This is a genomic window from Streptomyces coelicoflavus (genome assembly GCF_003112555.1).
Classification (GTDB): domain Bacteria; phylum Actinomycetota; class Actinomycetes; order Streptomycetales; family Streptomycetaceae; genus Streptomyces; species Streptomyces coelicoflavus.
Genome location: NZ_BEWB01000002.1, coordinates 46,491 through 68,090, shown reverse-complemented (window position 1 = coordinate 68,090; position 21,600 = coordinate 46,491). Strand labels below are relative to the sequence as shown.

Annotated in this window: 25 protein-coding genes, 1 tRNA gene and 1 riboswitch; of the genes, 8 read left to right on the top strand and 18 right to left on the bottom strand. The window is 69.2% G+C overall.

The genetic code is table 11. From position 1 onward, the window contains the following. Window positions 1-31 precede the first annotated feature (31 nt). Genes Sco07f_RS00540 through Sco07f_RS00530 form a run of 3 tightly spaced genes read right to left on the bottom strand, consistent with a single transcriptional unit; the run spans window position 32 to window position 2,734 of the window. Entirely contained in the window at window positions 32-1,087 is a 1,056-nt protein-coding gene (locus tag Sco07f_RS00540) for an ABC transporter ATP-binding protein (RefSeq protein WP_244941965.1), read from the bottom strand. Window positions 1,088-1,092: 5 nt separating this feature from the next. Beyond that, a complete protein-coding gene (locus Sco07f_RS00535; RefSeq protein WP_007450059.1) occupies window positions 1,093-1,935 on the bottom strand; it encodes an ABC transporter permease in 843 nt (280 codons plus the stop codon). After that, the gene (locus Sco07f_RS00530) at window positions 1,928-2,734 is read right to left on the bottom strand and encodes an ABC transporter permease (RefSeq protein WP_108986623.1); all 807 of its coding nucleotides are present in this window, start codon (window positions 2,732-2,734) and stop codon (window positions 1,928-1,930) included. The genes Sco07f_RS00535 and Sco07f_RS00530 overlap by 8 nt, the downstream gene beginning before the upstream one ends. Window positions 2,735-2,914: 180 nt before the next feature. Between Sco07f_RS00530 and Sco07f_RS00525 the strand changes: the two genes are divergently transcribed. Further along, on the top strand, window positions 2,915-5,323 hold the full coding sequence (locus tag Sco07f_RS00525) for a transglycosylase domain-containing protein (protein ID WP_174855302.1): 2,409 nt from the start codon (window positions 2,915-2,917) through the stop codon (window positions 5,321-5,323). Here the strand turns inward: Sco07f_RS00525 and Sco07f_RS00520 are convergent. The 3 genes from Sco07f_RS00520 to Sco07f_RS00510 form a co-directional block, all read right to left on the bottom strand. Next, the gene (locus Sco07f_RS00520; protein ID WP_007388588.1) at window positions 5,317-5,637 is read right to left on the bottom strand and encodes a DMT family transporter; all 321 of its coding nucleotides are present in this window, start codon (window positions 5,635-5,637) and stop codon (window positions 5,317-5,319) included. The two genes, Sco07f_RS00525 and Sco07f_RS00520, sit on opposite strands and share 7 nt — an antisense overlap. A gap of 30 nt (window positions 5,638-5,667) precedes the next feature. After that, a riboswitch (guanidine-III (ykkC-III) riboswitch) is annotated at window positions 5,668-5,732 on the bottom strand. Window positions 5,733-5,803: 71 nt separating this feature from the next. Next, on the bottom strand, window positions 5,804-6,106 hold the full coding sequence (locus tag Sco07f_RS00515; RefSeq protein ID WP_202483635.1) for a GroES family chaperonin: 303 nt from the start codon (window positions 6,104-6,106) through the stop codon (window positions 5,804-5,806). Between the two features lie 74 nt (window positions 6,107-6,180). After that, window positions 6,181-6,513, bottom strand: coding sequence for a DUF3618 domain-containing protein (locus tag Sco07f_RS00510; protein ID WP_007388586.1), 333 nt, complete (start codon window positions 6,511-6,513; stop codon window positions 6,181-6,183). A 92-nt stretch (window positions 6,514-6,605) separates the two neighbouring features. On the opposite strand from Sco07f_RS00510, the gene bcp reads away from it, so the two are divergent. The 3 genes from bcp (at window position 6,606) to Sco07f_RS00490 (ending at window position 8,600) form a co-directional block, all read left to right on the top strand. Continuing rightward, on the top strand, window positions 6,606-7,073 hold the full coding sequence (gene bcp / locus Sco07f_RS00505; protein WP_007388571.1) for a thioredoxin-dependent thiol peroxidase: 468 nt from the start codon (window positions 6,606-6,608) through the stop codon (window positions 7,071-7,073). A 132-nt stretch (window positions 7,074-7,205) separates the two neighbouring features. Beyond that, window positions 7,206-7,850, top strand: coding sequence for an HNH endonuclease signature motif containing protein (locus tag Sco07f_RS00500; protein ID WP_108986622.1), 645 nt, complete (start codon window positions 7,206-7,208; stop codon window positions 7,848-7,850). Window positions 7,851-8,526: 676 nt separating this feature from the next. Beyond that, a tRNA-Leu gene (locus Sco07f_RS00490) sits at window positions 8,527-8,600 on the top strand. Between the two features lie 48 nt (window positions 8,601-8,648). On the opposite strand, the gene rdgB is transcribed toward Sco07f_RS00490, so the two are convergent. The 4 genes from rdgB to Sco07f_RS00470 all read right to left on the bottom strand — a co-directional run bounded on the left by rdgB (window position 8,649) and on the right by Sco07f_RS00470 (window position 10,946). Beyond that, on the bottom strand, window positions 8,649-9,251 hold the full coding sequence (rdgB, locus tag Sco07f_RS00485) for an RdgB/HAM1 family non-canonical purine NTP pyrophosphatase (RefSeq protein ID WP_108986621.1): 603 nt from the start codon (window positions 9,249-9,251) through the stop codon (window positions 8,649-8,651). 47 nt (window positions 9,252-9,298) lie between these two features. Then, the gene (locus Sco07f_RS00480; protein WP_007388584.1) at window positions 9,299-9,703 is read right to left on the bottom strand and encodes a hypothetical protein; all 405 of its coding nucleotides are present in this window, start codon (window positions 9,701-9,703) and stop codon (window positions 9,299-9,301) included. Window positions 9,704-9,884: 181 nt separating this feature from the next. Continuing rightward, complete coding sequence (rph, locus tag Sco07f_RS00475; protein ID WP_108986620.1) at window positions 9,885-10,625, bottom strand: ribonuclease PH; 741 nt, start codon at window positions 10,623-10,625, stop codon at window positions 9,885-9,887. Window positions 10,626-10,712: 87 nt separating this feature from the next. After that, window positions 10,713-10,946 carry a PTS sugar transporter subunit IIB gene (locus Sco07f_RS00470; protein ID WP_007388582.1) on the bottom strand — a complete coding sequence of 78 codons (234 nt, stop codon included), beginning with the start codon at window positions 10,944-10,946 and terminating at the stop codon, window positions 10,713-10,715. A 157-nt stretch (window positions 10,947-11,103) separates the two neighbouring features. On the opposite strand from Sco07f_RS00470, the gene Sco07f_RS00465 reads away from it, so the two are divergent. Both Sco07f_RS00465 and Sco07f_RS00460 read left to right on the top strand, forming a co-directional pair. Then, window positions 11,104-12,399, top strand: a complete 1,296-nt coding sequence (locus Sco07f_RS00465) for a PTS transporter subunit EIIC (protein WP_108986619.1) — start codon at window positions 11,104-11,106, stop codon at window positions 12,397-12,399. 227 nt (window positions 12,400-12,626) lie between these two features. Further along, window positions 12,627-13,877: a PTS transporter subunit EIIC gene (locus tag Sco07f_RS00460; protein WP_007388569.1), complete on the top strand. Its 1,251-nt coding sequence runs from the start codon at window positions 12,627-12,629 to the stop codon at window positions 13,875-13,877. Window positions 13,878-13,964: 87 nt separating this feature from the next. On the opposite strand, the gene Sco07f_RS00455 is transcribed toward Sco07f_RS00460, so the two are convergent. Next, entirely contained in the window at window positions 13,965-14,717 is a 753-nt protein-coding gene (locus tag Sco07f_RS00455) for an MBL fold metallo-hydrolase (protein WP_007388581.1), read from the bottom strand. Window positions 14,718-14,921: 204 nt separating this feature from the next. On the opposite strand from Sco07f_RS00455, the gene Sco07f_RS40015 reads away from it, so the two are divergent. Then, complete coding sequence (locus Sco07f_RS40015) at window positions 14,922-15,077, top strand: hypothetical protein (RefSeq protein ID WP_042822321.1); 156 nt, start codon at window positions 14,922-14,924, stop codon at window positions 15,075-15,077. A gap of 63 nt (window positions 15,078-15,140) precedes the next feature. Here Sco07f_RS40015 and Sco07f_RS00445 read toward each other — a convergent pair whose 3' ends face one another. The 7 genes from Sco07f_RS00445 to clpS form a co-directional block, all read right to left on the bottom strand. Next, on the bottom strand, window positions 15,141-16,091 hold the full coding sequence (locus tag Sco07f_RS00445; RefSeq protein ID WP_087790766.1) for a PLP-dependent cysteine synthase family protein: 951 nt from the start codon (window positions 16,089-16,091) through the stop codon (window positions 15,141-15,143). A 6-nt stretch (window positions 16,092-16,097) separates the two neighbouring features. Then, window positions 16,098-16,385: a MoaD/ThiS family protein gene (locus Sco07f_RS00440; protein WP_007388579.1), complete on the bottom strand. Its 288-nt coding sequence runs from the start codon at window positions 16,383-16,385 to the stop codon at window positions 16,098-16,100. A gap of 99 nt (window positions 16,386-16,484) precedes the next feature. Continuing rightward, on the bottom strand, window positions 16,485-16,580 hold the full coding sequence (locus Sco07f_RS41210; protein WP_309546867.1) for a putative leader peptide: 96 nt from the start codon (window positions 16,578-16,580) through the stop codon (window positions 16,485-16,487). 79 nt (window positions 16,581-16,659) lie between these two features. Beyond that, on the bottom strand, window positions 16,660-17,082 hold the full coding sequence (locus tag Sco07f_RS00430; protein ID WP_007388578.1) for a M67 family metallopeptidase: 423 nt from the start codon (window positions 17,080-17,082) through the stop codon (window positions 16,660-16,662). Window positions 17,083-17,248: 166 nt separating this feature from the next. Next, window positions 17,249-18,676, bottom strand: coding sequence for an amino acid permease (locus Sco07f_RS00425; RefSeq protein WP_087790765.1), 1,428 nt, complete (start codon window positions 18,674-18,676; stop codon window positions 17,249-17,251). A 360-nt stretch (window positions 18,677-19,036) separates the two neighbouring features. After that, a complete protein-coding gene (locus Sco07f_RS00415; protein ID WP_007388576.1) occupies window positions 19,037-19,645 on the bottom strand; it encodes a DUF2017 domain-containing protein in 609 nt (202 codons plus the stop codon). Between the two features lie 53 nt (window positions 19,646-19,698). Continuing rightward, on the bottom strand, window positions 19,699-20,016 hold the full coding sequence (gene clpS, locus Sco07f_RS00410; protein WP_007388575.1) for an ATP-dependent Clp protease adapter ClpS: 318 nt from the start codon (window positions 20,014-20,016) through the stop codon (window positions 19,699-19,701). A 189-nt stretch (window positions 20,017-20,205) separates the two neighbouring features. Here clpS and Sco07f_RS00405 point away from each other — a divergent pair, with 189 nt between their 5' ends. Continuing rightward, window positions 20,206-21,537 carry a nicotinate phosphoribosyltransferase gene (locus Sco07f_RS00405; RefSeq protein WP_007388568.1) on the top strand — a complete coding sequence of 444 codons (1,332 nt, stop codon included), beginning with the start codon at window positions 20,206-20,208 and terminating at the stop codon, window positions 21,535-21,537. Window positions 21,538-21,600: the final 63 nt, after the last annotated feature.

Below are 21,600 nucleotides of genomic sequence, written 5' to 3'. Positions count from 1 at the left end.
ACAGCAGCCTACGAGGTGACCGCGCCGGACACTACGCGCCCGCGCGTTCCGCGTACATCTTCGCGATCACCGACTCGATGTCCGGCTCCCGCACCGACAGGTCCACCAGCGGATACCGGGCCGCGACCGCCGCCACCAGCCCGGCCGCCGACGCCGACGCCGGGAACGCCAGCCACTGCCGCGGCCCCTCCACCCGCACCACCCGCGCCGGCTCCGGCACCTCGATCGGCGGCAACTCCCGTTCCAGGTCCACCACCAGGGTGCGTTCGCTCTCCCCCACCTCGTGCAGGCCGTCCAGCGGACCGTCGTACATCAGCCGACCGTGGTCGATGACCATGACCCGCGAGCACAGCTGCTCGATGTCCTGGAGGTCGTGCGTGGTCAGCAGCACCGTCGTGCCGCGCTCCGCGTTCAAGTCCCGCAGAAACCCCCGCACCTTGTTCTTCGAGACCACGTCGAGACCGATCGTCGGCTCGTCCAGGTACAGCACGTCCGGATCGTGCAGCAGCGCCGCCGCGATGTCGCCGCGCATCCGCTGGCCGAGCGACAGTTGCCGCACCGGCACGTCCAACAGGTCCTGGAGCTGGAGGAGTTCCACGCAGCGGTCCAGGTTCTCCCGATAACGGGCGTCGGGAACGCGGTACATGCGGTGCACCAGCCGGTAGGAGTCGATCAGCGGCAGGTCCCACCACAGCGTCGTGCGCTGCCCGAAGACCACGCCCATGCGGTGCGCCAGCCGGGTCCGGTCCCGGGACGGGTCGATGCCGGCCACCCGCAGCCGGCCGCCGCTCGGCGTCAGGATGCCGGTGAGCATCTTGATCGTCGTCGACTTCCCGGCGCCGTTGGGACCGATGTAGCCCACCATCTCGCCACGCGACACCGTGAACGACAGCCCGTCCACGGCGCGCACCTGCCGCCGCTCCCGCTTCATGAAACCGGTCTTCTTGCGCACGTCGAAGACCTTCTCGACGCCGTCCAGCTCGATGAAGGGCGCGACGCCCGTCTCCGTCTCCGTCACCGTCACGGTCTCCGTCTCCGCCGTCTCCGCCGTCTCCCTCGTTCGCCGGCTCTCCCGCATCTCCCGCATCTCCCTCAGCTCCCGGTGCTCCGGTACGAACGCAGGCCCGCCCGCCAGGCCAGCCCCGCCAGGGCGCAGCAGGCCACGGCCGCGAGCGGCGGCGTGAACGCCACCCACTCCGGCAGGTCCAGCGGATACGGCCGCCCCAGCAGATAGCTCGCCGGCAGCCAGTTCACGAACGCCAGCGGCACCACGAACGTCGCCCCGCGCACCAGGTCGAGGGCGAACACCGTCGGCGGGTACTGCAACATCGTCGTACCGCCATAGGTGAAGGCGTTGGCCACCTCCGAGGCGTCCTGCGCCGCGAACTGGAACGCCCCCGCCGCCACGAACACCGCGCAGAAGATCCCCGCCCCGCTCAGCAGCGCCACCGGCATCAGCAGCAGCTTCCCCGCCGTCCAGTCGACGTCGAGGACCACCAGCGCGTACCCGAGCACCAGCAGCCCCTGCAGCACCCGGCCCAGCCGGCGCAGCGCGAACCGGTCCGCCGCCACCTGCGCGAGCACCGGCACCGGACGCACCAGCAGCGTGTCCAGCGTGCCGTCCCGCACCCGGCGCCCCAGCCGCTCCATCGAGCCGATCGCCAGGTCGGCCAGACCGAAGGACACCCCGGACAGTCCGTACAGGAACGCCACCTCGGGCAGCGACCAGCCGCCCAGCGCGTCGACCCGGGAGAACATCAGCAGGATCGCCACGAAGTCCAGCGCGGTCATCGCGAAGTTCCCGACCGTCGTCAGCGCGAACGACGTCCGGTACGCCATCGTCGACCTGATCCACATCCCGGCGATCAGCCCGTACGCACGCACCCCCTCGACGGCCCGCCCGCGCCGTACCTCCGTGCCGGCCGGCTCAGCCACCCTGGACCACCACCCGTCGCGTCGCCGCCGACTGCACCAGCCGGCCCAGTGCCAGCAGCGCCACCGCCCAGGACGCCTGGAACAGATACGTCCGCAGCGGATCCGCCTCCCCGAGCAGCACGTCCGCCGGTGCCTGGAGCAGCGACGACCACGGCAGCGCCCGCACCACGTCGCCGAGCGCCCCCGGGAACACGTTCAGCGGCAGCAGCATCCCCGAGCAGAACAGTCCCGCCAGCCACGCCATCTGCGTCACCCCGGTCCCGTCCAGCAGCCAGAACGCCGACAGCGCCACCAGATAGCGCAGCGCGAAACCCACCAGCATCGCCAGCACCAGCGTCACCAGGAACGCCGCCCACACGGAGACCTCCCGCGGCAGCGCCACCGGAAAGAACAACGATCCGAACACGAACGGCACCACCCCGCGGCCCAGCAGCTGGAACACCGCCCGGCCCACGTCCGCCGCCAGCCACCACATCTGGAGATCGACCGGACGGTACAGATCGACGGCCACATCACCCGTACGGATGCGCTCCATCAGCTCGTCCTCGAAGCCCCCGCCGCCGATCGCCAGCGCCGCCAGCAGCGCCTGCCCCAGCCACACGAACGTCACGGCCTGCGCCTGGTCATACCCTCCGAGCTGCGGTTTCTCGTCCCACAGGGCCAGATAGGTGTATACGAGGATCAGTCCGAAGACGGTGTTCGTGAACACCCCGGCCGCCGTGGCCGCCCGATACGTCGCGTACCGTCGGAATCCACCCGCCGCGACGGCCCCGTACAACCGCCCCGAGCCCGCACTCACAGCCCTCCCCCTCCGACCGGCACCGAAGCGCAGGAGCCTAGTGCGACCGCCAAGGCCCCCGCCACGGAATTTCACGGGTGTGCCGTCGAGTGGGAACGGAACCCACGGTGCGAGAGTCTTCTTCAGAAGAACTCAGACGTACGAAAACCGTACGAAATGAAACAGGAGTCCGTGCACGAGATGAGCGACGAGCCGCAGCCGCAGCCACAGCAGCCGAACCGGGGCTGGGCGTCGGGAGCACCGGAGGCCGCCGGGAAGGCGAAGAAGCCCAAGCGGCCCAAGCGCACCGGCTGGCGCCGGCTGATCCCCACCTGGCGCATCGTGCTGAGCACCGTCGTCGTCGGCCTGCTGCTGATCGTCGGAGGCTTCTTCCTCGGCTACCACCTGGTGCAGATCCCCGCCGCCAACGCGCTCGCCACCAAGCAGTCCAACGTCTACCTGTACGCCGACGGCAGCGTCCTCGCCCGCGACGGCGAGGTCAACCGCGAGAGCGTCGGCCTCGCCCGCATCTCCAAGGACGCCCAGCACGCCGTGCTCGCCGCCGAGGACCGCGACTTCTACTCCGAGTCCGCCATCGACCCCATGGCGATGGTCCGCGCCGGCTGGAACACCGCCACCGGCAAGGGCAAGCAGTCCGGCTCCACGATCACCCAGCAGTACGTCAAGAACTACTACCTGGCCCAGGACCAGACCGTCACCCGCAAGGTGAAGGAGTTCTTCATCGCGATCAAGCTCGACCGCGAGAAGAGCAAGTCCGAGATCCTCGAGGGCTACCTCAACACCAGCTTCTTCGGCCGCGGCGCCTACGGCATCCAGTCCGCCGCCCAGGCCTACTTCGGCGTCGACGCCAAGGACCTCACCGCCGCCCAGGGCGCCTACCTCGCCTCCCTGCTCAACGCCCCCAGCCAGTACGACGTCGTCGCCCACCCCGAGAACAAGCCCGCCGCCGAGGCCCGCTGGAACTACGTCATGAACGGCATGGTCGACAAGGGCTGGCTCAGCCCCTCCGACCGCGCCGCAGCGAAGTTCCCCAAGCCCAAGCAGTCCACGATCTCCACCAACATGTCCGGACAGCGCGGCTACGTCGTCAACATCGTCAAGAAGTACCTGATCGAGAACGGCATCGTCGACGAGGAGGAACTCGGCCGCGGCGGCTACCGCATCACCACCACCCTCCAGAAGGACAAGCAGGACGCCTTCGTCAAGGCCGTCGACGACAAACTGATGTCCCAGCTGGACAAGAAGGAACGCAAGGTCGACACCTACGTCCGCGCGGGCGGCGCCTCCGTCGACCCGAAGACCGGCAAGGTCGTCGCGATGTACAACGGCATCGACTACGTCAAGCAGTACACGCCCAACGCCACCCGCCGCGACTTCCAGGTCGGCTCCACCTTCAAGCCCTTCGTGTTCACGTCCGCCGTCGAGAACCACTCCGAGACGCAGGACGGCCGCACCATCAACCCGAACACCCGCTACGACGGCACCAGCGAACGCCCCGTCGAGGGCTGGGCCGGCGGCCGCTACGCCCCGGAGAACGAGGACCACCGCGACTACGGCAACGTCACCGTCCGCGAGGCCACCGACAAGTCCATCAACGCCGTGTACGCCCAGATGGCCGTCGACGTCGGCTCCGACAAGGTCATGCAGACCGCGATCGACCTCGGCCTCTCCAAGAACACGCCCGAACTGACCCCCTCCCCCTCCATCGCCCTCGGCGTCGCCACCGCCAGCCCCCTCGACATGGCGGAGGCCTACGCGACCCTCGCCAACCACGGCAGGCACAGCACCTACACGCTGGTCGAGAAGGTCATGAAGGACGGCAAGCACGAGATCGAGCTGCCCGAACGGCGCGAGCACCAGGCCGTCAGCCGCGAGGCCGCCGACACCACCACGTCCGTCCTGCGCAGCGTCGTCCAGAACGGCACCGCGAGCGCCGCCCAGGCCGTCGGCCGCCCCGCCGCGGCCAAGACCGGCACCGCCGAGGAGGACACCGCCGCCTGGTTCGCCGGCTACACCCCCGACCTCGCGACCGTCGTCGCCGTCATGGGCCAGGACCCCAAGACCGCCGCCCACAAGTCCCTCTACGGCGCCATGGGCCTCCCCCGGATCAACGGCGGCGGCGCCCCCGCCGAGATCTGGAGCCAGTACACCCGCAACGCCCTCGAGGGCGAACCCGTCGCCGACTTCGACCTCCAGCTCCAGACGGGCGCCGACGTCACCGCGCCCCCGAGCAGCGACGCCTCGGACGAACCCGGCGACGGCGACGAGAGCGGCAGCGGCGACCCGGACACCCCGTCCACCGACGAGGAGGACGACACCCGGACCCCGGGCGACTCGGGCGGCAGCACCCCGCCCGGCGACTCCGGCGGCACCGAGACCGGCCCCCCGACGACCGGCGGCGGCACTCCCTCCACGGGCGGCCCCAGCACCGAGCCCGGACCCACGGGCGGCGGCGACTCGGGCGGCGACCCCGGCGACGACTCCTCCAACGGCGGCACCGACCCGGGCGGCGGGGCCACCGACGGCGCGGGCGGCGGCGACTCCGACACCGGTCTCCCGGGCTTCCCGGGCACCCCCCGGCGTCAGTGACCGGAGGTCGCCTTCAGCCCCACGACGGCGACCAGCAGCAAACAAATGAAGAAGATCCGGGCGGCGGTCGCCGGCTCCCCCAGCACCACCATGCCGAGCACCGCCGCCCCGGCCGCACCGATCCCCACCCACACGCCGTAGGCGGTACCGATGGGCAGCGTCCGGGCCGCGTACGACAGCAGCACCATGCTCGCGACGATCCCGGCACCCGTGAACACACTCGGCCACAGCCGGGTGAAACCGTCGGTGTACTTCATCCCGATCGACCAGCCGACCTCGAGCAGACCGGCGACGAACAGCAGAACCCACGCCATGACAGGCACCTCCGTGAACGAACTGAACGGGGTGCGTCGTCTTTTCCTGGCCCGGTACGGCGCGTCTCGTCGGGTGTTTCCCAACGTAGCAAAGACAGGCGGAGACAGGAGAAAGGGGCTGGTGACCTTGATCACCAGCCCCCGAAGTCCCACCTGAACCCGTGATTCAGAGGTACAGCCCGGTGGAGTCCTCCGACCCCTCGAACCGGTCCGCCGCCACGGCGTGCAGATCACGCTCGCGCATCAGCACGTAGCCCACACCCCGCACCTCGACCTCGGCACGGTCCTCCGGGTCGTACAGCACCCGGTCGCCCGGCTCCACGGTCCGGACGTTCTGCCCGACCGCGACGACCTCGGCCCAGGCCAGCCGCTTGCCGACGGCCGCCGTCGCGGGGATCAGGATGCCGCCCCCGGAACGCCGCTCGCCGTCGCCCGAGTCCTGCCGCACGAGCACGCGGTCGTGCAGCATCCGGATGGGCAGCTTGTCGTCCTGGGGGTGCTCGTTCTTCTTGGCGCTCACGCCCTGAACCTACCTGCCCCCGCTCAGCGCTTGCGCCGCCGGGTGCCGCCGAACGCGAGCAGCCCCACGACCCCGGCCACCACCAGCGCGGCCGGCACGACACGCTCCATCCGCGGGGCGCCCTGCTCGTCCACGAACTGCGCCCTCACATCGCTGACCACCCGGTTGACCTGGACGTACGCCCGCCCCAGCGTGTGATCGACACTGGAGGCCACCTTGGCCTTCGCGTCGTCGACGATCGTCTTGGGGTGCACCCGCATCCCGAGCTCGTCGAGCGTCTCGGCCAGCACCTCGCGGCGGCGCTTGATGTCCGCCTCGATCTGCGCCGGGGTTCTGATGTCCGACGTGTCCGCCACCGTACGCCTCCGAAGTCCTCTGACACTGTCCCGGACAGTCTGTCAGCTCCAGGCCCGCTCGCACTGTCAGGACCCCCCGTTACGCTGGATCGATGAGCGAGCGACTCCAGCCCGGGGACCAGGCCCCGGCCTTCACCCTCCCGGACGCCGACGGCAACGAGGTGTCCCTGTCCGACCACAAGGGCCGCAAGGTCATCGTCTACTTCTACCCTGCGGCGCTTACCCCCGGCTGCACGAAGCAGGCGTGCGACTTCACGGACAACCTGGAGCTGCTGACCGGCGCCGGGTACGACGTCATCGGCATCTCCCCCGACAAGCCGGAGAAGCTGGCCAAGTTCCGCGACACCGAGTCCCTGAAGGTCACCCTCCTGGCCGACCCGGACAAGAAGGTCCTCGACGCGTACGGCGCCTTCGGCGAGAAGAAGAACTACGGCAAGACGTACCTGGGCGTCATCCGCTCCACGATCGTGGTCGACGAGGCCGGCAAGGTCGAACGAGCCCTCTACAACGTCCGCGCGACGGGCCACGTGGCCAAGATCATCAAGGACTTGGGGATCTGAACCCCCTTTCGACGGGGCCCGTACCGAACCTTCCCGGTACGGGCCCTTCCGCATGCCGTGCGTGACTGTCCGATAAACGGTTCGTTACTCCGTACGAGGCCGCGAACGCGTGGCCGGAGACGGAGGGGATCGATGGGGGCCAGTGCGTACAGCCGGGAACGGCTGGAGGAGGCGGCCCGTGGGGCACGGACGTTGTCGGAGGCGTTGGTGCGGTTGGGGGTGGATCCGAAGAGTTCCACCCGGCGGTATGTGCTGGAGCGGATGAAGAAGCTGGGAGTGAATGTGTCGCACTTCCAGCGTGAGGGAGTGAAGTGGACCAGGGAGGCTCTCCAGGAGGCGGTGTCGGCCTCTACGAACATGTGCGAGGTACTACGGCACCTCGGCCTGGATGTGGTCGGCGGCCACCACACACACATCAGCCGCCGGATCAAGGCGTACGGCATCGACATCTCGCACTTCCGGATGCCGACTCGGAAGGGGAAGCCCTGGCGCCCCCGGACTCCTGAAGGCTTGCTCGTCGAGCAGTCGCCCGCCGAAGCGAGGCGGGTACCAAGCGACCGGCTCAAGTGGGCGATGGCGGCCGTGGGCGCACCTGAGCTGTGCGCACTTTGCGGGAACGACGGCATCTGGCAGGGACGCCCGATCCCCTTGGAGGTCGACCACGTCGACGGCGACTGGCGCAACAACCGCGTCGAGAACCTTCGGCTGCTTTGCCCGAACTGCCACTCGATCACTGACACTTATCGAGGACGCGGCAAAGGGCGTGCCAGCCGATGAGCAATGGCGTGCGTTACACGCGTGCCCGACTCGCGGAGGCAGCCGAGCAGTGCTCCAACCTCGACGAAGTGATCGACTTCTTCGGCACTCAGCCGTCGGGCGATCTGCGGAGGTACCTCGCCAAGAGGTTCACCCACTACGGAATCGACCTCTCGCACTTCGCCGCTGCCCGGAGCCGACTCCGGCCCTCTGCTGAGGAACTGCGTACCGCAGTCGCCGAATGCGTGTCGGTCGCCAGTGTGCTCCGTCGACTGGGGCGTCCCGACAGCGGTGCCCAACGGGCCCGCTTACGTCGATGGATCGCTGAAGACGATCTCTCGACAGCGCACTTCCTGGGGCAAGCGCACCTGCGGGGCAAGCCCAGTACGGCCACACCGCTCAGACAGCCCGAGGACATCCTGGTCAAGCACACAGGCGAACGCCGCACGAAAACCGCATTGCTGCGTCGGGCGCTTGGTGCAGTCGGCGTGCCCAGCCACTGCGACGTGTGCGGTACCGGCACCGAGTGGCTCGGCAAGCCCATGACACTGGAAGTGGACCACGTCAACGGTGACTGGAGCGATGATCGACAGGAGAACCTGCGGCTACTCTGCCCCAACTGTCACGCCGCCACTGCCACCTGGTGCCGAGGCGGCCGACGGCGGCATACTCAGCCCAGTAAAGTAGCCCTGGTCGGGCGCCCGTACGCCAACTGGCCGAGCGGCAATCTTTAGGTGGTTGTGTTTGTCGGTTCGAATCCGACCGGGCGCACAGGGCCCTGTACCTGCGAATCGTAGGTACAGGGCCCTCATTCTTGAGTCACCCCAACAGCTCCCGCACCACCGGCACCAGTGCCCGAAACGCCTTGCCGCGGTGGCTGATCGCGTTCTTCTCGTCCGCCGTCAGTTCCGCGCAGGTCCTCGTCTCGCCCTCCGACTGGAGGATCGGGTCGTAGCCGAAGCCGCCCGTGCCGGCGGGGGCGTGGCGGAGGGTGCCGCGGAGTTGGCCCTCGACCACCCTCTCCGTGCCGTCGGGCAGGGCCAGGGCCGCCGCGCAGGCGAAGTGGGCGCCCCGGTGTTCGTCGGCGATGTCGGCGATCTGGGCGAGGAGGAGGTCGAGGTTGGCCTTGTCGTCGCCGTGGCGGCCGGCCCAGCGGGCGGAGAAGATGCCCGGCGCGCCGTTCAGGACGTCGACGCAGAGGCCGGAGTCGTCGGCGACGGCGGGGAGGCCGGTGGCCCGGGCGAGGGCGTGGGCCTTGAGGAGGGCGTTCTCGGCGAAGGTGACGCCGGTTTCCTTGACGTCGGGGATCTCCGGGTAGGCGTCCGCGCCGACGAGGTCGTGGGGCAGGCCCGCGTCGGCGAGGATGGCCCTCAGTTCGGTGATCTTTCCGGCGTTGCGGGTGGCGAGGATGAGGCGGGTCATGGGGGTCAGTATTCCGGACCCCCCGCCCTGCCCGACCGAGCCCTCCCCTACGGCGTGCAGACCTTCGTCAGTTCGCCCGCCGCGTCGGTGACGGGGCTGAGGTCGGGGGTCTCGTCGCCGTTCTCGACCGAGGTGCGGACGTTGTCGACGGCCTTGCCGAGGTCGTCGACGGCCTTGTTGACGTCGGCGTTGTCGGTCTGGTCGCCGATCTTGCCGAGGTTCTTGTCGATGGAGTCGAGGGACTCCTCCCACTGGGTGGGGTCGTCCGTGTTCTCCACGGCCTGCTGGAGTTCGGTGACGCTGTCGGCTATCGCGTCGGCCGTGCGTACGCAGTCGAGTGCCTTGTCGACGGCGTCGCAGCCGGTGGTGAGTCCGGCCGTCAGCGCGATGGTCGCCACGGTGGCGACGGCGGTGGCGGTGCGGCGAAGGCGGCGGTGGCGGCTCGCGGCCATGGGTCTCGGTCCTCCCCTTGGGACAGGGCCGGGCGGCCCGTGTGCGGTGCGGCAGCGGGCGTACGGCAGAGTCTGCTGCCGTACGCCCGTGGTGCTGTACTGCTAGGGACGCTCAGTCGGGCGGCCGAGTTGCGCGCCCTTGGCGTTCCCTTTACCCGCCTTGCGGGTCGGGCTGCTCGTTCTACCGGTCGAGGGGCTCCTCGAGCGCCTTGCGCTGGAGTTCGGCCAGCTCCGTGCAGCCCGCGGCGGCGAGGTCGAGCAGGGCGTTGAGTTCGTCGCGGGCGAAGGGCTCGGCCTCGGCGGTGCCCTGGACCTCGACGAAGCGGCCGTCGCCGGTGCAGACGACGTTCATGTCGGTGTCGGCGCGGACGTCTTCCTCGTAGGGGAGGTCGAGCATCGGGGTGCCGTCGATGATGCCGACGGAGACGGCGGAGACGGTGCCGGTGAGGGGCTTGCGGCTGGGCTTGATGAGCCTCTTGGTGTGCTGGGCCCAGGTGATGGCGTCGGCGAGGGCGACGTAGGCGCCGGTGATGGCGGCGGTGCGGGTGCCGCCGTCGGCCTGGAGGACGTCGCAGTCGAGGACGATGGTGTTCTCGCCGAGGGCCTTGTAGTCGATGACGGCGCGCAGGGAGCGGCCGATGAGGCGGCTGATCTCGTGGGTGCGGCCGCCGATGCGGCCCTTGACGGACTCGCGGTCGCCGCGGGTGTTGGTGGCGCGGGGGAGCATGGCGTATTCGGCGGTGACCCAGCCTTCGCCGCTGCCCTTGCGCCAGCGGGGGACGCCTTCGGTGACGGAGGCGTTGCAGAGGACTTTGGTGTCGCCGAAGGAGACGAGGACGGAGCCTTCGGCGTGCTTGCTCCAGCCGCGTTCGATGGTGACGGGGCGGAGCTGCTGGGGGGTGCGGCCGTCGATGCGTGACATGCGGGTGAGCCTAGCGGCCCATGGGGAAGGGGCCTGTCCCGCGGTGGGAAAGGCCCCTTGCCGGTGAGCCGGTGGTGAACCGGTGGCTCACATCATGTCTTCGATCTCCGCGGCGATCGGGTCGGCGTCGGTGCCGATGACGACCTGGATGGCGGTGCCCATCTTGACGACGCCGTGGGCGCCGGCGGCCTTGAGGGCGGCTTCGTTGACCAGGTCGGGGTCGTTGACCTCGGTGCGGAGTCGGGTGATGCAGCCTTCGATCTCGTCGATGTTGTCGATGCCGCCGAGGCCGGCGACGATCTTCTCAGCCTTGCTGGCCATGTTGGTTCTCCCTGATCCGAGCCGCTTTGTCGCAGTAACCCACAGTTGGCCCATCTTCGCGAGCGGTCATGCGGTCGGTGCCGAATGATGGCTCACGACGGCGGAGCCGTCCGTCTACTGGTCTACACCAGTGTACCGGCGACCGAATGGAGACCGGATGAGTGCCGACAGCACGGTCAGTCCCGCTCGAGTCCGCTGGAACAAGGCGTTCCAGGGGCTGCAGAAGATGGGTCGCAGTCTTCAGCTGCCCATCGCGGTCCTGCCCGCCGCGGGCATTCTCAACCGGCTGGGGCAGCCGGACGTGTTCGGGGACGACGGTCTGGGCTGGACGAACGTCTCGAAGGTGATGACGGGCGCGGGCGGTGCGCTGCTCGACGGGTCGCTGGGGCTGCCGCTGCTGTTCTGTGTGGGTGTGGCCATCGGCATGGCGAAGAAGGCCGACGGTTCCACGGCGTTGGCGGCGGTGGCGGGGTTCCTCGTCTACTACAACGTGCTGCGGCAGTTTCCGGAGGACTGTCCGGAGGGGTCGGAGGTGGTGCCGCAGGTCGGGTGCCGGCCGACCGGCGGTGACGGTGAGGTGACGGCGTTCGTCTTCCAGAACCCGGGTGTCTTCGGCGGCATCGTGATGGGGTTGCTGACGGCGTACTTCTGGCAGCGGTTCCACCGGACGAAGCTGGTGGACTGGCTGGGCTTCTTCAACGGGCGCCGGCTGGTGCCGATCATCATGGCGTTCGTGGCGATCGTGTTCGCGGCGCTGTGCCTGTGGGTGTGGCCGCCGATCGGTGACGCGCTGGAGAGTTTCAGCGACTGGATGACCGGGATCGGCGCGTGGGGCGCGGGTGTGTTCGGGGTGGCGAACCGGGCGTTGCTGGTGATCGGCCTGCATCAGTTCCTGAACGTGCCGATGTGGTTCCAGTTCGGTTCGTACACGAAGCCGGACGGCACGGTGGTGCACGGCGACATCAACATGTTCCTGGCGGGCGACCCGGACGCGGGTCAGTTCACGACCGGCTTCTTCCCGATCATGATGTTCGCGTTGCCGGCGGCGGCGCTGGCGATCACGCACTGCGCGAAGCCGCACCGGCGCAAGGAGGTCGGGGGCCTGATGCTGTCGGTGGGGCTGACGTCGTTCGTGACGGGGATCACGGAGCCGCTGGAGTACTCGTTCCTGTTCATCGCTCCCCTTCTGTACGCGGCGCACGCGGTGCTGACGGGGGTGTCGATGGCGGTGACGTGGGCGCTGGGGGTGAAGGACGGGTTCAGCTTCTCGGCGGGGCTGATCGACTACGTCATCAACTGGAACCTGGCGACGAAGCCGTGGCTGATCATTCCGATCGGACTGTGTTTCGCGGTCGTCTACTACGTGGTCTTCCGGTTCGCGATCACGAAGTTCGATCTGAAGACCCCGGGGCGGGAGCCGGAGGAAGAGGTGGAGGACGTCACCAAGGTGTAGACCTCTTGTCGACCTCACGTACCCTTTGAGGGTGGTCTCGCGAAGGCCCCCGGACCGTCGGTCCGGGGGCCTTCTCCGCGCCCTCGCGCGCCTGTGATCAGGGGACTTGGCCACGTACTGCGCGTAGCGCTCCGGTCGCGGAATCACGGGTTCCTTACGCGGCCTTCATCGTGCTACAACAGGTCTACACCACTGAGTGGTGTAGACCACCACCCGATGGAGGAAGCATGAGTACCGCCACCGACAAGGCGGCCCCCGCAAAGAAGCGGGGATCCGGTCTTTTCCAGGGGCTGCAGAAGGTAGGACGCAGCCTGCAGCTCCCGATCGCCGTGCTGCCGGCGGCGGGCATCATGGTCCGGCTCGGCCAGGACGACATCTTCGGCAAGGACGGTCTCGGCTGGGACAAGGTCGCCGCCGTCTTCAACAACGCGGGCGGTGCCCTCACCGGCTCGCTGCCGATCCTGTTCTGCATAGGCGTGGCCATCGGCTTCGCCAAGAAGGCGGACGGTTCGACCGCGCTGGCCGCGGTGGTCGGCTTCCTCGTCTACAGCAAGGTGCTCGAGGCCTTCCCGGTCACCGAGGCGGTGGTCCAGAAGGGCGAGGACGTCGCAGCGACGTACAACGACCCGGGTGTGCTCGGCGGCATCATCATGGGTCTGCTCGCCGCCGTGCTGTGGCAGCGGTTCCACCGGACCAAGCTGGTGGACTGGCTCGGCTTCTTCAACGGCCGTCGCCTGGTGCCGATCATCATGGCGTTCGTCGGCATCGTGGTGGGTGTCTTCTTCGGCCTGGTCTGGGAGCCCATCGGCACCGGCATCTCCAACTTCGGCGAGTGGATGACCGGTCTCGGCTCCGGCGGTGCGGCCCTCTTCGGCGGTGTGAACCGTGCGCTGATCCCGGTCGGCATGCACCAGTTCGTGAACACGGTGGCCTGGTTCCAGCTGGGTGACTTCACCAACTCCGCCGGTGACGTCGTGCACGGCGACATCACGCGCTTCCTGGCCGGTGACCCGTCCGCCGGTATCTTCCAGTCGGGCTTCTTCCCGATCATGATGTTCGGTCTGCCGGCCGCCGCGCTGGCGATGGCGCACACCGCCCGCCCCGAGCGCCGCAAGGCCGTCCTCGGCATGATGGTCTCGCTCGCGCTGACCTCGTTCGTCACCGGTGTGACCGAGCCGATCGAGTTCTCGTTCATGTTCATCGCGCCGGTCCTGTACGTGCTGCACGCGGTGCTGACCGCCGTCTCGATGGCGGTGACGTGGGGCCTGGGTGTGCACGCCGGGTTCAACTTCTCGGCGGGTGCCATCGACTACGCCCTGAACTGGCACCTCGCCACCAAGCCGTGGCTGATCATCCCGATCGGTCTGGTCTTCGCGGCGATCTACTACGTGACGTTCCGCTTCGCGATCGTCAAGTTCAACCTGAAGACCCCGGGCCGCGAGCCCGAGGAGGAGGTCGAGGACCTCACCAAGGCGTGAGCCCTCGCCGTACGGCGGGACCGCACGGCGTACGGCATGGGGAAGGCCCCGGAACCGCGAAGGTTCCGGGGCCTTTCCGTCGCCCGCTCAGATCTCGTACACCGCGCCCGCCGCGGCGACGTCCACGGGCCCGTCGTAGACCTCGCGCGCGTCGGCGCGGTTGATCTCGGGGTCGGTCCACGGGGGGATGTGGGTGAGCACCAGGCGCCGGGCGCCGGCGCGGGCGGCGCTCTCGCCCGCCTCGCGTCCGTTGAGGTGCAGGTCGGGGATGTCCTCCTTGCCGTGCGTGAAGGCGGCCTCGCACAGGAACAGGTCGGTGTCGCGGGCGAGTTCGTCCAGCACGGGGGTGACTCCCGTGTCGCCGGAGTACGTCAGCGAGCGGCCGCCGTGCTCGACGCGGATGGCGTACGCCTCCACGGGGTGGGCGACGCGCTCGGTGTGCACGGTGAACGGGCCGACCTCGAAGGTGGACGGCTTGACCGTGTGGAAGTCGAACACCTCGCTCATGGAGGAGGCGGAGGGGGTGTCGGCGTAGGCGGTGGTGAGCCGGTGCTCGGTGCCCTCGGGTCCGTAGACCGGGAGCGGCGCGCAGCGGCCGCCGTCGTGCCGGTAGTAGCGCGCCACGAAGTAGGCGCACATGTCGATGCAGTGGTCGGCGTGCAGATGGCTGAGGAAGATCGCGTCGAGGTCGTAGAGACCGCAGTGGCGCTGCAGCTCGCCGAGGGCGCCGTTGCCCATGTCGAGGAGCAGCCGGAAGCCGTCGGCCTCGACGAGGTAGCTCGAGCAGGCCGATTCCGCGGACGGGAACGACCCCGAGCAGCCGACGACGGTGAGCTTCATGAAGCAGAAACCTCCGCTGGCGCGTGTGGAGAGACGGGGGTCGTGCGGTTTGTCGAGCGTAAGGCGCAAAACCTGTGGTCGCTCCTCCGCCAGGGGCCGTTGTGGGCGAACTCACCTGCGGGATCACCGGTTCGGCTGGAAGTGGGGCGCGCGGGGTGGTGGAGGGGGCGCGCGGCGGTGGTGTGCGCCGGTACGGTCGTCGGTATGAACACGTCCTGGTGGCTCGTCTTCGCGGCGGTGGTCCTGCTCGCGCTCGTCGCCACGGTCGTCGACGGCTGGGGCCGGGGGCGGCGGCCTCGTGGCCGGGGGCGGCGGCCCCCGGACGGGCGGGGCGGGTCCGGCGGAGGGCCCGAGAACTGACGCGCCCCGCGACGCGTACGTCACGGGGCGGTGGTGCGGGCGGCCGCTGTGCGGGAGGAGCCGTCAGGCCCAGAGCTGGCCGTGGAGGGTTTCGATGGCGGCCTCGGTCGTCTCGGCGGTGTAGACGCCGGTCGACAGGTACTTCCAGCCGCCGTCGGCGACGACGAACACGATGTCCGCGCTCTCGCCGGCCTTGACCGCCTTGTTCCCGACGCCGATCGCGGCGTGCAGGGCGGCGCCGGTGGAGACGCCCGCGAAGATGCCCTCCTGCTGGAGCAGCTCACGGGTGCGGGTGACCGCGTCGGCGGAGCCCACGGAGAAGCGGGTGGTGAGGACGGAGGCGTCGTACAGCTCGGGTACGAAGCCCTCGTCGAGGTTGCGCAGGCCGTAGACGAGGTCGTCGTAGCGCGGTTCGGCGGCGACGATCCTCACGTCCGGCTTGTGCTCGCGCAGGTAGCGGCCGACGCCCATGAGCGTGCCCGTCGTCCCGAGGCCGGCGACGAAGTGGGTGACGGAGGGCAGGTCGGCGAGGATCTCGGGGCCGGTGCCGGCGTAGTGGGCGCCCGCGTTGTCCGGGTTGCCGTACTGGTAGAGCATCACCCAGTCCGGGTGCTCGGCGGAGAGTTCCTTGGCGACCCGTACGGCGGTGTTGGAGCCGCCCGCGGCCGGGGAGGAGATGATCTCCGCGCCCCACATGGCGAGCAGGTCCCGGCGTTCCTGGGAGGTGTTCTCGGGCATCACGCAGACGATGCGGTAGCCCTTGAGTTTGGCGGCCATGGCCAGCGAGATGCCGGTGTTGCCGCTGGTGGGCTCCAGGATCGTGCAGCCCTTGGTGAGCCGGCCGTCCTTCTCGGCCTGCTCGATCATGTGGAGCGCGGGGCGGTCCTTGATCGAGCCGGTCGGGTTGCGGTCCTCCAGCTTGGCCCAGATGCGGACGTCGTCGGACGGCGACAGCCGCGGCAGGCGCACCAGAGGGGTGTTGCCCACCGCGGCCAGCGGGGAGTCGTAGCGCATCGGCGATCAGGCCATGCCGCCGGCGACGGCCGGCAGGATCGTGATGCTGTCGCCGTCGGACAGCTTGGTCTCGATGCCGTCCAGGAAGCGGACGTCCTCGTCGTTCAGGTAGACGTTGACGAAGCGGCGGAGCTGCTCGCCGTTCGCCTTGTCGATGAGTCGGTCCTGAATGCCCGTGTGCCGGGTCTCGAGGTCGGCGAAGAGCTTGGCGAGGGTGTCCCCGTTGCCCTCCACCGCCTTCTGGCCGTCGGTGTACTGGCGGAGGATGGTGGGGATGCGGACCTCGATGGCCATGGCTGAGTGCTCCTGTCGGAAGTTTGTCGTGGGTTCGTAGGGCGCGCGGCGGCACACGTCTGCACGCCGCGGCTCACGGCCGTACGGCGGCGGCGAAGATCAACAGATGGCGCTTTTCAGCCTGCACAGGTCGACGTGCAGCCGCGCCACGAGCAGCGTGCCCGGCGCCTTTTCACTCACGTCGAGAAGAACCATGGGCTCATCGTATCGATTCCCGGTCCGGCTTCCGGAGTGTGATCTCACCTGATGGACCCTTTCCGTCCGGTGAGCGAGATCAGTACGCCTCGACGACCTTGACCTCCTCCTCCGTGACCTCGCCTTCCAGGATGCGGAACGAGCGGAACTGGAACTCGCCCGCGCCGTCGGTGTCCGCGGTGGAGACGAGGACGTAGTGGGCGCCGGGTTCGTTGGCGTAGGTGATGTCGGTGCGGGAGGGGTGGGCCTCGGTGGCGGTGTGGGAGTGGTAGATGACCACCGGCTCCTCGTCGCGGTCGTCCATCTCGCGGTAGAGCTTCAGGAGGTCCTGCGAGTCGAACTCGTAGAAGGTGGGCGAGCGGGCGGCGTTGAGCATGGGGATGAACCGCTCGGGGCGGCCCTCGCCGACGGGACCGGCCACCACGCCGCACGCCTCGTCGGGGTGGTCGGCGCGCGCGTGGGCGACGATCTGGTCGTACAGGGCCTGTGTGATGGTCAGCATGCGGCCAGGATAAGCAGACGGGCTCCTCCGTACCGGTGGGTGGTACGGAGGAGCCCGTATGCCGGACACCCTGAGCGGTGGCCGTGGGGACACCACGAGCGTCCCCGGCGGCCGGATGTCCTGGAGTGCGCGCGAAGGCGCTGGTCAGGGGCGGTCGGTGAGTCCGTCAGCCGATCTTCTCGAACTCCGGCTCGCCGGGCCGCTCGGTGATCTGCGGGTTGCGGCTCCTGAGCACGAACCAGCCGATGCCGAGGGCGGCGGCCCAGCCGGCCATCACGTACAGGCAGACGCGGGCGTCGGCGTCGTAGGCGATCAGGCAGGTGACGAAGAGCAGGAAGGCGATCGCGATGTAGGAGCAGACCGAGCCGCCGGGCGCCGGGAAGGAGGAGGCGGGCAGGCGGCCCGCGACGACCTTGCGGCGGTACAGCACGTGGCTGATCAGGATCATCAGCCAGGTCCAGATGCCGGCGGCGGTGGCGACGGAGGTGACGTAGCCGAAGGCCTTCTCCGGGACGAGGTAGTTCAGGACCACGCCGATGGCCATGAAGACGACGGAGACGGCGATGCCGATGGCCGGGGTCTTGGTCGAGGACAGCTTGTTGAAGACCCTGGGGGCCTCGCCGTTGTCCGCGAGGGTGCGCAGCATGCGTCCCGTGGAGTACATGCCGGAGTTGCAGGAGGACAGGGCGGCGGTGAGCACGACGAAGTTGACGATGCCCGCGCCGGCCGGGATGCCGATGACGGTGAAGGCCTCCACGAAGGGGCTGACGCCCTCGGCGAACTCGGTCCACTTGACCACCGCCAGGATGACGGTGAGGGCGCCGACGTAGAAGAGGGCGATGCGCCAGGGCAGGGTGTTGATCGCCTTGGGGAGGGTCTTCTCCGGGTTCTCGGACTCACCGGCGGTGACGCCGACCAGCTCGACGGCGAGGTAGGCGAACATGACGCCCTGGAGGGTCATCAGGGACGAGCCGATGCCCTTGGGGAAGAAGCCGTCGAACTCCCACAGGTTGGAGACGGCGGCGGTGTCGCCGGCCTGGCTGAAGCCGAGGGTGAGGACGCCGACGCCGATCACGATCATGCCGATGATGGCGGTGACCTTGACCATCGAGAACCAGAACTCGATCTCGCCGAACAGCTTCACCGAGATCAGGTTGGCCACGAACAGCAGGACCAGGAAGACCAGGGCCGAGACCCATTGCGGGATGTCCGGGAACCAGTAGTGGATGTAGATGGCGGCGGCGGTGAGCTCCGCCATGCCGGTGACCACCCACATCAGCCAGTACGTCCAGCCGGTGAAGTAGCCGAAGAAGGGGCCGAGGAACTCGCGCGAGTACTCGGCGAAGGAACCGGAGACGGGTCGGTAGAGGAGCAGCTCGCCGAGCGCCCGCATGATGAAGAAGATGATCACGCCCGCGAGGGCGTACATGAGGATGATGCTGGGGCCGGCCTTGGCGATGTTGGCCCCGGCGCCCAGGAAGAGACCGACGCCGATGGCGCCGCCGATCGCGATCATCTGGACCTGGCGGCTGTTGAGCCCGCGCTCGTAGCCCTCTTCGGGGGCCTTGTCCGTGTCGACCTGCGCAGAGGTCATGTGTGGTGCGCCTTTCTCCATGCCGATCCGGGCCTCGACTCGGCCTCGGATCGGGTCTCGATCCCCCCGGATGATGGAGCTGAGCGGGCCTCACATCCCGCTCGGTGCCTGGCCGGCGGTCTGCCGGCTCGGTGGCGCACCCGGCCGAACATTCGGGTGGTGTTCGCCGGGCGGTCGTGAAGATTTACCATGACCGCGACGCTGATCACAGGGGTGGATTGTGACGTGTCACACAAGGAGAACCGGACAAAACGCACCCCTTTTCGTCAAAAAGGGGTGCAGCTTTGACGGGATCGTTATCCGGATTTGAGGCTCCGCTGAGCGGACACATGACCACGCAGAGTCATGGAAACGGTCCGTTCAGGGCATGAGCGTCGCGACGAGCGACTCCTGGAGCCCGCCGAGCCACAGGTACGCCATCACCATCGGCTTGCGCGGGTCCTCGTCGGGGAGCCGGTAGAGCAGGTCGGTGTCGTCCTCGTCGGCGATCTCGAGGCGGGAGCCGATCGCGAGGCGCAGGTCGTTCAGGGCGCGCAGCCACTGCTGGGACTCCTGGGGCGACAGCTTCAGCACCGCGCCCTCCTCGCCCGCCGACGCCGAGGAGAGGGCGTCCAGGGTGCGGACCACCGCCAGCGCGTTGTCCCGCTTGCCGGCCCGCAGGTCGTTCTCGGTGTAGCGGCGGAACTCCGCGGAGTGCGCCCGCTGCTCCTCGGCCTCCTGCGCCTGCGGGGCGCCCTCGGGGTCGCCGTAGGCGTCCGGGAACAGCCGGCGCAGCACCGGGTCGGAGGGCGGCTCGCTCGGGCCCTCGGCGAACAGTTCGGCGAGCGGGTCGTCGGAGGCGTCCTCGGCCGGTCCGGGGCCGATCAGCTCCAGGAGCTGCACGGCCAGGGAGCGGATGATGGAGATCTCGACGTCGTCGAGGGCGACGGCCGCGCCGCCGCCGGGGAGCGGTTCGAATTGTCCGGGCATGAAGGCGATTCAGCTGCTTCCGTCCTGCGGGCGGGCGTGGGTCGTTTCCGGGCTCATTTCCGGTCCTGCTGGAGGGTGGCCCACAGACCGTAGCCGTGCATGGCCTGTACGTCCCGCTCCATCTCCTCCCGGCTGCCGCTGGAGACGACCGCCCGGCCCTTGTGGTGGACGTCCATCATGAGCTTGGTGGCCTTGTCCTTCGAGTAGCCGAAGTACGACTGGAAGACGTACGTCACGTAGCTCATGAGGTTGACGGGATCGTTGTGGACGATCGTCACCCAGGGCACGTCGGGCTCGGGTACGGCGAAGACCTCCTCCGCCGGCTCGGTCTTCTCGATCTCCATGGGTGCGGCTGCCGTCACACTGCCCATGCTGCCACCACAGGGGGGCACCCGCACAAACGGGCCTGTGGCGGGCGTCACCGGACCGGGCGGCACTTGAAATCGTCAGAGTGACGAAATGGGGGTACGATCCGTCGTATGCCGCCTACACCGGGGGACAACCCCCGGACCCCCGGCCGCATCGGGGGCAACCGGCACGTGATGGCTAGGAGAAGTTTCGTGGACGCAGCGGACCTTGGGCTGCCGGTGGACGTCCCCTCGACGGCGCTCTTCACGGACCAGTACGAGCTGACCATGCTCCAAGCCGCCCTGAAGGCCGGTACGGCCGGGCGGCGGAGCGTGTTCGAGGTCTTCACCCGGCGGCTGCCGGACGGCCGCCGCTACGGCGTCGTGGCGGGCACCGGGCGGGTGCTGGACGCGGTGGAGAACTTCCGCTTCGACGCGGACGTCCTGCGCTTCCTGCGCGAGAAGGACATCGTCGACGGGGAGACCCTGGACTGGCTCGGCCGGTACCGGTTCAACGGCGACATCTGGGGCTACCCCGAGGGCGAGGTGTACTTCCCGGGCTCGCCGATCATGCGGGTGGAGGGGACGTTCGCCGAGTGCGTGCTGCTCGAGACGGTGATCCTCTCCATCCTCAACCACGACTCGGCGATCGCGGCCGCCGCCTCCCGCATGTCGTCGGCCGCCGGCGACCGGCCGCTGATCGAGATGGGCGCCCGCCGCACCCACGAGCTGGCCGCCGTCGCCGCCGCCCGCTCGGCCTACGTGGGCGGCTTCGCGACCACCTCCGACCTGGCCGCCGGCTTCCGCTACAACATCCCCACCGTCGGCACCTCCGCCCACGCCTTCACCCTGCTCCACGACAACGAGCGCGACGCCTTCCGCGCCCAGGTGGACTCCCTGGGCGCGGGCACCACGCTCCTGGTGGACACCTACGACGTCGCCGAGGCCGTCCGTACGGCCGTGGAGATCGCCGGGCCCGGGCTGGGCGCGGTGCGCATCGACTCCGGCGACCTGCTCCTGGTCGCCCACCGGGTGCGCCAGCAGCTGGACGAGCTGGGCGCCACCGAGACGAAGATCGTCGTGACCTCGGACCTGGACGAGTACGCCATCGCCTCGCTGGCGGCGGCGCCCGTGGACGCCTACGGCGTCGGCACCCAGCTGGTGACCGGCTCCGGGCACCCGACGGCCTCGATGGTCTACAAGCTGGTCGCCCGCGCCGAGTCCGGCGAGGAGGGCGCGCCGCTGGTGCCGGTGGCCAAGAAGTCCAGCGGGGGCAAGACGTCGATCGGCGGCCGCAAGTGGGCCGCCCGGCGCCTGGACGCCGAGGGGTACGCCGAGGCCGAGGTGGTCGGCACCGGTCCGGTGCCCGACGATCTCGCCGGCCGGCAGCTCCTGGTCGAGCTGGTCAAGGGCGGTGAGGTCGTCGCCCGCGAGCCGCTGGACGCCGTCCGGGACCGCCACGCGGCCGCCCGCGCCAACCTTCCGCTGTCCGCCACCCAGCTCTCCCGAGGGGAACCCGTCATTCCGACGGAGTACGCACAGTGAGGCTCGGGTAGCTAAAGCTGGTGCGGTCCCACAAGGGCCGAATCAGCCCCGGATCTCCTGCAT

What these genes read in the sequence shown, in the direction of transcription:
- Sco07f_RS00540 (WP_244941965.1), bottom strand. Translation starts at nt 1,087, where the DNA reads ATGCGGGAGATGCGGGAGAGCCGGCGAACGAGGGAGACGGCGGAGACG.
- Sco07f_RS00525 (WP_174855302.1), top strand. Translation starts at nt 2,915, where the DNA reads ATGAGCGACGAGCCGCAGCCGCAGCCACAGCAGCCGAACCGGGGCTGG.
- Sco07f_RS00520 (WP_007388588.1), bottom strand. Translation starts at nt 5,637, where the DNA reads ATGGCGTGGGTTCTGCTGTTCGTCGCCGGTCTGCTCGAGGTCGGCTGG.
- Sco07f_RS00515 (WP_202483635.1), bottom strand. Translation starts at nt 6,106, where the DNA reads ATGCTGCACGACCGCGTGCTCGTGCGGCAGGACTCGGGCGACGGCGAG.
- bcp (WP_007388571.1), top strand. Translation starts at nt 6,606, where the DNA reads ATGAGCGAGCGACTCCAGCCCGGGGACCAGGCCCCGGCCTTCACCCTC.
- Sco07f_RS00500 (WP_108986622.1), top strand. Translation starts at nt 7,206, where the DNA reads ATGGGGGCCAGTGCGTACAGCCGGGAACGGCTGGAGGAGGCGGCCCGT.
- rdgB (WP_108986621.1), bottom strand. Translation starts at nt 9,251, where the DNA reads ATGACCCGCCTCATCCTCGCCACCCGCAACGCCGGAAAGATCACCGAA.
- Sco07f_RS00480 (WP_007388584.1), bottom strand. Translation starts at nt 9,703, where the DNA reads ATGGCCGCGAGCCGCCACCGCCGCCTTCGCCGCACCGCCACCGCCGTC.
- rph (WP_108986620.1), bottom strand. Translation starts at nt 10,625, where the DNA reads ATGTCACGCATCGACGGCCGCACCCCCCAGCAGCTCCGCCCCGTCACC.
- Sco07f_RS00470 (WP_007388582.1), bottom strand. Translation starts at nt 10,946, where the DNA reads ATGGCCAGCAAGGCTGAGAAGATCGTCGCCGGCCTCGGCGGCATCGAC.
- Sco07f_RS00465 (WP_108986619.1), top strand. Translation starts at nt 11,104, where the DNA reads ATGAGTGCCGACAGCACGGTCAGTCCCGCTCGAGTCCGCTGGAACAAG.
- Sco07f_RS00460 (WP_007388569.1), top strand. Translation starts at nt 12,627, where the DNA reads ATGAGTACCGCCACCGACAAGGCGGCCCCCGCAAAGAAGCGGGGATCC.
- Sco07f_RS00455 (WP_007388581.1), bottom strand. Translation starts at nt 14,717, where the DNA reads ATGAAGCTCACCGTCGTCGGCTGCTCGGGGTCGTTCCCGTCCGCGGAA.
- Sco07f_RS40015 (WP_042822321.1), top strand. Translation starts at nt 14,922, where the DNA reads ATGAACACGTCCTGGTGGCTCGTCTTCGCGGCGGTGGTCCTGCTCGCG.
- Sco07f_RS00445 (WP_087790766.1), bottom strand. Translation starts at nt 16,091, where the DNA reads ATGCGCTACGACTCCCCGCTGGCCGCGGTGGGCAACACCCCTCTGGTG.
- Sco07f_RS00440 (WP_007388579.1), bottom strand. Translation starts at nt 16,385, where the DNA reads ATGGCCATCGAGGTCCGCATCCCCACCATCCTCCGCCAGTACACCGAC.
- Sco07f_RS41210 (WP_309546867.1), bottom strand. Translation starts at nt 16,580, where the DNA reads ATGGTTCTTCTCGACGTGAGTGAAAAGGCGCCGGGCACGCTGCTCGTG.
- Sco07f_RS00430 (WP_007388578.1), bottom strand. Translation starts at nt 17,082, where the DNA reads ATGCTGACCATCACACAGGCCCTGTACGACCAGATCGTCGCCCACGCG.
- Sco07f_RS00425 (WP_087790765.1), bottom strand. Translation starts at nt 18,676, where the DNA reads ATGACCTCTGCGCAGGTCGACACGGACAAGGCCCCCGAAGAGGGCTAC.
- Sco07f_RS00415 (WP_007388576.1), bottom strand. Translation starts at nt 19,645, where the DNA reads ATGCCCGGACAATTCGAACCGCTCCCCGGCGGCGGCGCGGCCGTCGCC.
- clpS (WP_007388575.1), bottom strand. Translation starts at nt 20,016, where the DNA reads ATGGGCAGTGTGACGGCAGCCGCACCCATGGAGATCGAGAAGACCGAG.